Genomic DNA, 10,525 nt, shown 5'->3' with positions numbered 1-10,525 from the left:
ACCGTGGCCGAAGCGCTGCGCTATGGCGTGTTCGATTACCTGATCAAACCCCTGGCCTATGACCGTCTGGCGCAAACCCTGCAACGCTTTAGCCAACGGCGCGAAGCGCTGAAAGACAAGGCGCGGGTCAACCAACGCCGTATCGATGAAATGTTCAACACCTACGCCCGCGGTGGCGATCAGGCCGCGTTGCCCACCGGCATCGATGAACTGACGCTGATGAAGATCCGCGCCCTGTTCGAAGATCCGCAAGTGCGTCATACGGCGGAAAGCGTAGCGCAGCAAATCGGGCTGAGCCGTACCACCGCCCGGCGCTATCTGGAGTTTTTCAGCGCCAACGATCGATTAGTGGCGGAGATTATTTACGGTAAGGTGGGCAGACCCCAGCGGATCTATCGTTCTGCAAGCAATGACTAGCGGCAATGGCCCCGCCGCTCGCCATCTTTAATGCCAATCTGTTAACTCCCTTCCATTTTGCAGCGCAACAGTTGCCAGTGAGAGTTTTCCTGCGCATGATGCGGAAAATCTCACACTTTGTTACAGGCTTATGATTAACGTTGCGCTGATAGACGACCACGTGGTGGTTCGTTCCGGGTTTGCCCAGTTACTGTCGTTGGAAGAGGATATCCGTATCGTCGGCCAGTTCGACTCGGCGGCACAGGCATGGCCACACTTGCTGCGCGATCCGATCGACGTGGCGGTGCTGGATATCGCCATGCCGAACGAAAGCGGCCTCAGCCTGCTCCAGCGTCTACGCCAACAGCGCCCCACCTTTCGCGCCATCATTCTCAGCATCTATGACACCAATGCCTTCGTGCAAAGCGCGATTGATGCCGGGGCCGGCGGTTACCTTACCAAACGCTGTGGCCCCCATGAACTGGTGCAGGCGGTGCGCGCCGTCAGCAGCGGTGGGCTTTACCTGTGCGCGGATGCCTTGCGCGCACTGCGCCATACTCCGCAGCCACCGCAAGAATTGCAGGTACTCACCCCGCGTGAAAAAGAGATTTTCGATCTGCTGGTCAACGGCCTGAGTGTCAAAACCATCGCCCAACAGTTAACCTTAAGCCATAAGACCGTGCAGGTGCACCGCGCCAATATCCTCGGCAAACTGCATTGCGACACCACCGTTGAACTGGTGCATTTCGCGCTGCAACATCAGCTGCTTGCCGGGAGTTAGCCGGTGCCGCCAATGATGCGCCGCCTGGCGCTTTCGCTGTTTCTGGCGCTGTTTTTTACCCTCAGTTGGCTGGCCCTATGGACCATTAGCCTGCACCTGAGCCATGACGGTCAACAGGCCGTGCTGCTGTTTCCCCAAGGGCTGCGGCTAGCGCTGCTGATCCTGCTACCCCGGCGTTACTGGCCCACGCTATTACTGGCGGAACCCGCTACGCTGCTATGGCTGTATGACCAGCAATTGCTGAGCGATCGCTCGGTGCTATTGCTACCGTTGTTAAGCCTGCTACCGGCCTGGGGCACTCAGCGGCTGTGGTATCGCTATCACCTGTATTGGCAACGGTTGTCGCTATTGCTGGCGGCCATCGCGGCCAATGCACTGCTGTGTGGATTACTGGCGGGGTTCTGGCTGCCATCCAGTATCAGTCAAACCTTGCTGACCAGCTTTACCGGCGGCGTGCTGCTGGTCCCTTTTGTCTATCTGATTTATACCTACCTGCGCCAGCAACTGGTGACGTCGATGCCCGTACCCCGCCCCTCGACGCCACAGTTACGTACCTCGCTACTGCTGTGGTGTTCGCTGTTTCTCACCATGGGGATTTGCGTACAGTTGGCGATCGCCCCGGAGATGGAGCGGCTGCTGCTGATCTTTATCTTTCTGCCCAACGTATTTATGGCTTATCGCTTTGGCTGGCAAGGGGGAGTGTTAGCGGCGCTGTTTGGCAGCGTGATGATCACCCTCACCCGCCAGGCCGGTGGCGCGTTTCAGGATCTGCAAGAGTTGGAGCTATTCCTTTCTACCCAGGCGCTGTTGGGGATTGGGTTGGGGATTGCCATCAGCCGCCAGCAGCAACTGGCGCAAAAGCTAGAACGCTATCGCCAGCAGTTGGAACAGGAATTAGCGGCCAAACGACAGCTGATGGAGCGGCTGATAGGGACCGAAGAAGAAGTGCGCAAGTCCATCGCACGCGAGTTACATGATGAAATCGGCCAGAATATTACCGCCATTCAGATCCAGGCGATGCTGGTGAACCGCAGCGCCACCGCCCCGGCCACCCGCCTGGCCGCCGAGCAGATTGATTCGTTGTCGCAGCGTATCCACCACACCACCCGCACCCTGCTACGGCAATTGCGCCCACCGGTGTTGGAAGAGATGGAGCTGGAGAAAGCCCTGTACCACCTGGCCGATGAGTTTTCCTTTGCCGAACAGGGGATTGGCTTCCAGCTGGATTACCGCCTGCCAGCCACGCCAGATGATGAAACCCTGGTATTTACCCTCTACCGCGTGGCGCAGGAGCTGCTCAATAACATCAGCAAACACGCCTGCGCCAGCCATGTGCATTTAAGCCTGACGCAAACCCACCAGACGATCACCCTGGAAGTCCGTGACGACGGCCAGGGCATACCGTTGCAACCCACCAGTGGCTTTGGCCTGCGCGGTATTGAAGAGCGGGTGCGCGCATTGGGGGGTGATTGGCGGCTCCACCGGCGTAACGGTACACGCATAATTGTTAACCTGCCCACAAAACTGAACAAAAACCCCGTGTAACTAAGACTTAGTCTTAGGCGCCTAAAACCTTGTCTCATCCATTCCGATTTTCAACATCCTACACTGCTCTCATTGTCTGGAGGACCCCATGGCATCGGCCACGTTAACCGCAGAGCAAATCAGCGCTCGCTACCGCTACTGGCGACCACGCCTGATGTTTTCGATGATCGTCGGCTACGGCGCATTTTATCTGACACGTAAAAGCGTCAGCTATGCAATGCCGGTGATGCAGCTTGAACTGGGGTTGGACAAAGGAGATATCGGCCTGCTGGGTACGCTGTTTTACCTGGCCTACGGCGGCTCGAAGTTTGTCTCCGGTATTGTCAGCGATCGCAGTCAGGCACGCTGGTTTATGGGCGTCGGGCTGTTTATCACCGGCGTGCTGAACATCGTGTTTGCCTTTTGCCATTCGCTGACGGCGTTGCTGGTGGTCTGGACGTTAAACGGTTTCTTTCAGGGCTGGGGCTGGCCGCCCTGCGCCAAGATGCTCACCAGTTGGTATTCGCGCAACGAGCGAGGCTTCTGGTGGGGCACCTGGAATACCTCAATCAGCCTGGGCGGTGCAGCCGTGCCGTTGCTGTCCGGGTTTATGGCTTCGCACTACGGTTGGCAGGCTGCGCTGTTGCTGCCGGGAGCCATCGGGATGCTGATCGGGCTGTGGCTGTGTTGGCAACTGTGCGGCAAACCGCAGCAGCAAGGATTACCTACCGTGGGCCGCTGGCGGCGCGATCCGCTGGAGCTGTGGCAAGAGCAGCAAAGCCCCGCGATGCCGATGCGGCGGATGCTGTTTGACACCATTTTGCGCAATCCGACCATCTGGCTGCTGGGTATGTCCTACATCCTGGTGTACCTGATACGCATTGCGCTGAACGATTGGGGCAACATCTGGCTGGCGGAAAGCCACGGCGCCAATCTGATGAAGGCCAACGCCACGTTGTCACTGTTTGAACTGGGTGGGCTGTTTGGCGCGCTGTTTGCCGGGTGGGGATCGGATCTGCTGTTTCGCGGCCTGCGAGCACCGATGATCCTGCTGTTCTCCATCGGGCTGTTTGTGACGACGACCGCCCTGTGGCTGGCTCCGTTGCACCATTACGGGCTGCTTTCGGCCTGCTTTTTCGGCCTCGGCTTTTTTGTGTTTGGGCCGCAGATGCTGATCGGGCTGGCCGCCACGGAGCACTGCCACAAGGATGCGGCCGGGACCGTGACCGGGTTTCTTGGCCTGTTCGCCTACCTGGGGGCCGCGCTGGCCGGTTGGCCGCTGGCGCAGGTGTTACAGCACTACGGCTGGTATGGGTTCTTTGCCCTGCTGGCGCTGGCGGCCACCTGCGTCGGCCTGCTGTTGATGCCGTTGCTGATGGCCGGGCAGATAAGACAGCAATAGACGTAATTTTTATACGGTGATGAGGATTTTGACCCGGTGCAATCCCCCTCACCCTAACCCTCTCCCACAGGGAGAGGGGACCGAATGTGCAACATATTATCTTCTGCGTCTGACTTCAGATCTGAGGGGCTGGAACCAGAAGATTAAAATGTCACAGATTGATCCTCGCACCCAATAGCAACACCAGATCAGCTCCCTCTCCCTGTGGGTGAGGGTTGGGGTGAGGGGACCGAATGTGCAACATATTATCTTCTGCGTCTAACGTCAGATCAGAGGGACTGGAGCAGAGGATTAAAAGTGCTACAGATTGGCCCCCGCACCCAATAGCAACACCGAATCAGCTCCCTCTCCCTGTGGGAGAGGGTTGGGGTGAGGGGGAAATTGGTTTGCTTTACCCTACAAAGACAACAACAAAAAGGACAACACCATGAAATTGACACCTCTCAATACCCTGCTGGCCACCACGCTGGCGCTGACTGCCCTGGCCGGAACCGTGCAGGCCAAAGGCCGTCTGGTGATCTATTGCAGCGCCACCAACGCCATGTGCGAGGAAGAAGCCAAAGTCTTCGGGGAGAAATACGACGTCAAGACCAGCTTTATCCGCAACGGCTCTGGCAGCACCCTGGCCAAGGTCGACGCGGAGAAGAAAAACCCGCAGGCCGACGTTTGGTACGGCGGCACGCTGGATCCGCAATCACAGGCCGGTGAGATGGACCTGTTGGAGCCTTACGCCTCGTCGAACCTGGCGCAAATCATGCCGCAGTTCCGCGATCCGGCCAAACGTAAAGGCAACTACTCCTCTGCGGTGTATATCGGCATTCTCGGTTTTGGCGTCAACACCGACCGTCTGAAAGAAAAAAACCTGCCTGAACCCAAGTGCTGGAAGGATTTGACCAACCCGATCTACAAAGGGGAGATCCAAATTGCCGATCCGCAAAGCTCCGGCACGGCCTACACCGCACTGGCCACCTTTGCGCAGCTGTGGGGCGAAGAAGCCGCCTTTGATTACCTGAAGCAGCTCAACGGCAATATCTCGCAGTACACCAAGTCCGGCATCGCCCCGGCCCGCAACGCCGCGCGCGGTGAAACCACGATCGGCATTGGTTTCCTACACGATTATTCGCTGGAAAAAGAGAAAGGTGCACCTCTGACGCTGGTTTCCCCATGCGAAGGTTCTGGCTATGAAATCGGTGGCATCAGCATCCTCAAGAACGCCCGCAATATGGAAAACGCCAAGCTGTTCGTGGACTGGGCGCTGTCTAAAGAGGCTCAGGAGCTTTCCTGGAAGAAGGGTCAGTCTTACCAGATCCTGACCAACACCACGGCAGAGACTTCCCCTAACTCGCTGAAGCTGGATCAACTGAAACTGATCGATTACGACATGGATACCTACGGTGCTTCCGACATGCGTAAAAAGCTGATCACCAAATGGGTTAACGACGTGAAGATGGGCCACTGATCCCATCCAGCATCTATCGGGCGTAGGCTCTACGCCCGCTTTATTTTCGTTTATTCCGGGGAATATCATGTCTGAAACCATCACCTTGCGCACGGCGCAGGGGCGGGATCCCATTTTCTACTGGTTGCTGCTGGCGCTGGCAGGTTTCGCCCTACTGCCTTCCTACAGCCTGGACTACGGGCTGCTGGAGGCGACCAGCGAAGAACTGCTGGCGGCCTACGGATGGTCACATGCAGGCTTGGCCATGCTGTGGTTTGCCGCCCCGCTGCTGCTGGTTGTGCACCCGCAGATTGCCACCGGCCGCGAGCAACGCAACCGCCACCTGTTTGATGCCGGTTATGCCCTGGCCTGTGGGCTATTGGTGTTTATCAGCGCCGCCGCGACCGGGACCGGGATGGGGTTCGCAACCTTGCCGCTGCTGGTGGCAATGGGCGCAGTGATCACCCTTGCGCTCTCAAGGCTGGAATGGCTGGGTGGCGATCGCTTCGTACTCGGTTCGCTGGTGGCGGTGATCGCCCTGATCGTGCTGTTTATCATTTACCCCAGCATCGCCATCTTTATCCCGATGTTCACCGATGAGGCCGGTGCCTTCGCCCCGCTGGCGTTTATGCAAACGCTCGGGCAGGCGCATATTCTGCAGGTGATCAGGAACTCCTTCCTGCTGTCCGTGGCCGTCGGGATTGGCTGTACCTTCTTTGGCATGGTGCTGGCGATTTATACCACGCGTATCGCCCGCCGTTCGGCGGTGATTGGCCGTATCTTCTCGATCCTGCCGATCGTCACACCGCCGTTTGTGGTTGGCTTGGGCGTCACCCTGATGATGGGCCGTTCCGGCTACATCACCGAGCTGATGGTGACCTGGTTTGGCCTGACCAACACCAACTGGCTCTACGGCTTTACCGGGATCTGGTTGGCCCAGGTGCTGGCCTTTACGCCCATGTCATTCATGATCCTCGATGGGGCGATCAAGACCATCCATCCGTCGCTGGAAGAGGCGTCCTACACGTTGCGCGCCAACCGCTTCCAGACCTTTACCCAGGTGTTTATGCCGCTGCTGAAACCGGCATTGGCCAACTCGTTCCTGATCGTCATTGTTCAGTCGTTGGCGGACTTCAGTAACCCCTTGGTTCTCGGCGGTAACTTCGACGTATTGGCCACGCAGATCTACTTCTACATTACCGGTGCGCAGCTTGATTATCAGGCAGCCAGTACGCTGGGCGTGGTGCTGCTGATGTTCTCGCTGCTGGTGTTCTGCGTGCAGTACATGTGGATCGGCAAGCGTTCCTACGTGACCATTTCCGGCAAGTCCAACCACGGCGACGTTCAACCGCTGCCGGTGACGCTGGTGTGGGGCGTCTCGTTGATGCTGTATGTCTGGATCGCCTTCAACATCTTGCTGTACGGCAGCATTTTCTACGGCAGCTTCACCGTTAACTGGGGCGTGGACTACACGCTGACGCTGGACAACTTCAGCAAACTGTTCGGCCAAGGCTTCAGCGACGGCGCATGGCCTTCCCTGATCGATACCTTGCTGTATGCCGGGATTGCCGCACCGATCACCGCCATCTTCGGCCTGCTGATTGCCTACATCGTGGTACGCCAGCAGTTCCAGGGTAAAAAAGTGATCGAGTTCAGCACCATGCTGTGCTTCGCGGTGCCAGGAACCGTCGCCGGTGTTTCCTACATTCTGGCGTTTAACAGTGCACCGGTTTACCTGACCGGGACGGCGGCCATCGTGATCATTTCAATGGTGATGCGCAACGTGCCAGTGGGGATCCGCGCGGGTATCGCCGGTTTGGGGCAGTTGGACAAGTCGCTGGATGAGGCCTCCCTCAGCCTGCGTGCCGGTTCGCTACGCACCATAGTGTATATCCTGCTGCCCTTGCTGCGCCCGGCGATCCTCTCGGCGTTGGTCTACAGCTTTGTCCGTGCCATGACCACCGTGAGCGCCATTGTTTTCCTGGTTACGCCAGATACGCGCGTCGCGACGTCCTACATCCTTAACCGGGTCGAGGACGGCGAGTATGGCGTGGCCATCGCCTACGGATCGATCCTGATCGTAGTGATGCTGGCGATTATTTTCCTGTTTGATGCCCTGGTTGGCGAAGCGCGGGTCGCGCGTTCCAAAGCCCGGAATGCGGCCTGATACCCGGCGGAGAAGGATGAACAACATGTCTGACATTCAAGATAAAAAGCACTTTGTTGAACTGAAAAACGTCGCCAAGCGGTTTGGCAACAACACCGTGATTGAAAACCTGAGCCTAGCGATCCCCCGTGGGGATATGGTGACGCTGCTTGGCCCTTCCGGCTGCGGTAAAACCACGGTCCTGCGCCTGGTCGCCGGGCTGGAAAAACCCAGTGGCGGGCAGATATTTATCGACGGCGAGGACGTAACCGATCGCTCCATTCAGCAGCGGGACATCTGTATGGTGTTCCAGTCCTACGCGCTGTTCCCCCATATGTCGCTGGGGGATAACATCGGCTATGGCCTGAAAATGTTGGGAAGGCCCAAGGCGGAGATCCGCGATCGGGTCCGTGAAGCCCTGATGCTGGTCGATCTGGAAGGTTTTGAGGAGCGCTATGTCGATCAGATCTCCGGCGGCCAGCAGCAACGTGTCGCTCTGGCGCGTGCGCTGATCCTCAAACCCAAGGTGCTGCTGTTCGATGAACCACTGAGTAACCTGGATGCCAACCTGCGCCGCAGCATGCGTGAGAAGATCCGCGAGTTGCAGCAGCAGTTCAACATCACCTCACTCTATGTCACCCACGATCAGAGCGAAGCCTTTGCGGTTTCCGACACCGTACTGGTGATGAACAAAGGGGAAATCATGCAGATTGGCGCACCGCAAACGCTGTACCGCTACCCGGCCTCGCGCTTTATGGCCGGATTTATGGGCGATGCCAACATCTTCCCGGCCAAAGTAACCAGCAGCGGCGTAGAGATCTTTGGCTACCCGGTGCCGCGCCCACAAGGGTTTGCCCCAGGTTTGCAACAATGTACCGTGGGCGTGCGCCCGGAAGCGATTACCCTCAGCCAACATGGGGAACCTAGCCAGCGTTGCACCATCAGTAAGGTGGCTTACATGGGGCCGCAGTATGAGGTGCTGGTGAACTGGCACGATCAATCGCTGCTGCTGCAGGTAAACGCTACGCAGTTGCAGCCCGAACCGGGCGACAGCTATTTCCTGCAAATCCATCCGTTCGGCATGTTTGTCCTCGCCGACGAGTAAGCCTGAATTTAATCCCCGCTCGTGGTTCCGGGCGGGGATTTTTCGATGTCCATTCCCTACTCCCATCTCAATATCACCGCATTTACGGCACTGATGTGATCTCGCTCGGTTTCTTCTCTTCTGTCGCTTTGCAAACGCGCGCCGCCAGGTAATGCTGTCAGCCATGTAAACGCTTAACCTTTTGGCTCAAATCGGCTCAGGAAACGCCCACATGCATGCTAACTCCCGTTTTACCCTGGCGGAAATCCTCGCCCGCCGAGATTGGCAAAACCCTGCCTGCACCCATTACCAACGTCTACCGGCGCATCCTCCGTTTGCCAGTTGGCGTGATGCCACTGCGGCCCAGGCAGATGCCGCCAGCCCGAGCCAGCTACTGCTCAACGGCGAGTGGCAGTTCAGCTATTTCGCACGCCCACAGGCGGTACCTGAAAGCTGGCTGGAACAAGATCTGCCGGATGCCGATACGTTAGCTGTCCCTGCTAACTGGCAGCTAGCGGGTTATGACGCGCCGATTTACACCAACGTCAAATATCCAATCCCAGTGAATCCGCCGCTGGTACCCGAAGAGAATCCGACCGGCTGCTACTCCCGCAGCTTTAACGTTGATGCCGAGTGGTTGGCCGGTGGGCAAACCCGCATTAGTTTCGACGGCGTCAACTCGGCGTTTTATCTGTGGTGCAACGGGCACTGGGTCGGCTATTCGCAAGACAGCCGCCTGCCTGCCGAATTTGACCTCAGCGCGGTACTGCAACCCGGGGAAAACCGGCTGGCGGTGATGGTGCTACGCTGGTGCGACGGCAGCTATCTGGAAGATCAGGACATGTGGCGGATGAGCGGGATTTTTCGCGACGTCAGCCTACTGCACAAACCCGCCGCTCACCTGAGCGATATCCATACCAGCACGCCACTGAGCGACAGCTTCCGCCGTGGGGAATTGGTGGTGGAGGTACAAACAAATCAGCCCCAGCAACATCGGATTCAGGTGCAACTGTGGCGCAAGGAGACCCTGGTTGCCGAGCAGACTCAAGCCTTTGGCAGTGAGATTATTGATGAGCGCGGCGCTTATGACGACCGCACTACTCTGCGTTTGCCCGTGGAACAGCCAGCGCTCTGGAGCGCGGAAACGCCGGAGCTGTACCGCGCGGTGATCCTGTTACTTTCCCCCACCGGGGAACTGATAGAGGCGGAAGCCTATGACGTCGGGTTCCGCCAGGTAGCCATCAGCAACGGGTTGCTGACGCTCAACGGCCAACCCTTGCTGATCCGGGGCACCAACCGCCACGAGCACCATCCAGAACATGGCCAGGTGATGGATGAAGCCACCCTGCGCCAGGACATCCTGCTGATGAAGCAGCATAACTTCAACGCGGTGCGCTGTTCCCATTACCCGAACCATCCGCTGTGGTACAAGCTGTGCGATCGCTACGGCCTGTACGTGGTCGACGAAGCCAATATTGAAACCCACGGCATGCAGCCGATGAATCGGCTTTCGAACGATCCGCTTTGGCTGCCCGCCATGAGCGAGCGCGTTACGCGCATGGTACAACGCGATCGCAACCATGCTTGCGTCATCATCTGGTCCTTGGGCAACGAGTCTGGCCACGGTTGCAACCATGATGCGCTGTACCGTTGGGTGAAAAGCCAGGATCCTACCCGCCCGGTACAGTATGAAGGCGGTGGTGCCAATTCGGCAGCCACGGATATTGTCTGCCCGATGTATGCCCGCGTCGATC

Annotated in this window: 7 protein-coding genes and 1 pseudogene; all 8 read left to right on the top strand. The window is 58.0% G+C overall.

The window, feature by feature from the left end:
• Positions 1-417, top strand: a pseudogene (locus ACLQ7H_RS18655) (response regulator); the annotation flags it as partial.
• 130 nt (positions 418-547) lie between these two features.
• Complete coding sequence (locus ACLQ7H_RS18650; protein ID WP_411753946.1) at positions 548-1,177, top strand: response regulator; 630 nt, start codon at positions 548-550, stop codon at positions 1,175-1,177.
• Between the two features lie 15 nt (positions 1,178-1,192).
• Positions 1,193-2,722 (top strand): MASE1 domain-containing protein, encoded by a 1,530-nt coding sequence (locus tag ACLQ7H_RS18645; protein WP_411753947.1) that lies wholly within the window; start codon positions 1,193-1,195, stop codon positions 2,720-2,722.
• A gap of 88 nt (positions 2,723-2,810) precedes the next feature.
• Positions 2,811-4,103 carry an MFS transporter family glucose-6-phosphate receptor UhpC gene (uhpC, locus tag ACLQ7H_RS18640; protein WP_411753945.1) on the top strand — a complete coding sequence of 431 codons (1,293 nt, stop codon included), beginning with the start codon at positions 2,811-2,813 and terminating at the stop codon, positions 4,101-4,103.
• A 427-nt stretch (positions 4,104-4,530) separates the two neighbouring features.
• Positions 4,531-5,562, top strand: a complete 1,032-nt coding sequence (locus tag ACLQ7H_RS18635; RefSeq protein ID WP_411753944.1) for an ABC transporter substrate-binding protein — start codon at positions 4,531-4,533, stop codon at positions 5,560-5,562.
• A gap of 67 nt (positions 5,563-5,629) precedes the next feature.
• Positions 5,630-7,708: an ABC transporter permease gene (locus tag ACLQ7H_RS18630; RefSeq protein WP_411753943.1), complete on the top strand. Its 2,079-nt coding sequence runs from the start codon at positions 5,630-5,632 to the stop codon at positions 7,706-7,708.
• Positions 7,709-7,733: 25 nt separating this feature from the next.
• The gene (gene fbpC, locus ACLQ7H_RS18625) at positions 7,734-8,792 is read left to right on the top strand and encodes a ferric ABC transporter ATP-binding protein (protein WP_037375424.1); all 1,059 of its coding nucleotides are present in this window, start codon (positions 7,734-7,736) and stop codon (positions 8,790-8,792) included.
• A gap of 211 nt (positions 8,793-9,003) precedes the next feature.
• Positions 9,004-10,525: glycoside hydrolase family 2 TIM barrel-domain containing protein (locus ACLQ7H_RS18620; protein WP_411753942.1), on the top strand; the 1,522-nt coding region annotated here is incomplete at its 3' end.

Origin of the sequence: Serratia sp. (in: enterobacteria) (genome assembly GCF_046715635.1) — a bacterium.
Classification (GTDB): domain Bacteria; phylum Pseudomonadota; class Gammaproteobacteria; order Enterobacterales; family Enterobacteriaceae; genus Chania.
Note: the sequence above shows the minus strand (reverse complement) of the source record. Positions and strands in the feature narration are given on the sequence as shown.

Bases quoted from the DNA above. Each gene is read 5' to 3' on its own strand.
- ACLQ7H_RS18635 (WP_411753944.1), top strand. From the start codon at position 4,531: ATGAAATTGACACCTCTCAATACCCTGCTGGCCACCACGCTGGCGCTG.
- ACLQ7H_RS18630 (WP_411753943.1), top strand. From the start codon at position 5,630: ATGTCTGAAACCATCACCTTGCGCACGGCGCAGGGGCGGGATCCCATT.
- fbpC (WP_037375424.1), top strand. From the start codon at position 7,734: ATGTCTGACATTCAAGATAAAAAGCACTTTGTTGAACTGAAAAACGTC.
- ACLQ7H_RS18645 (WP_411753947.1), top strand. From the start codon at position 1,193: ATGCGCCGCCTGGCGCTTTCGCTGTTTCTGGCGCTGTTTTTTACCCTC.
- uhpC (WP_411753945.1), top strand. From the start codon at position 2,811: ATGGCATCGGCCACGTTAACCGCAGAGCAAATCAGCGCTCGCTACCGC.
- ACLQ7H_RS18650 (WP_411753946.1), top strand. From the start codon at position 548: ATGATTAACGTTGCGCTGATAGACGACCACGTGGTGGTTCGTTCCGGG.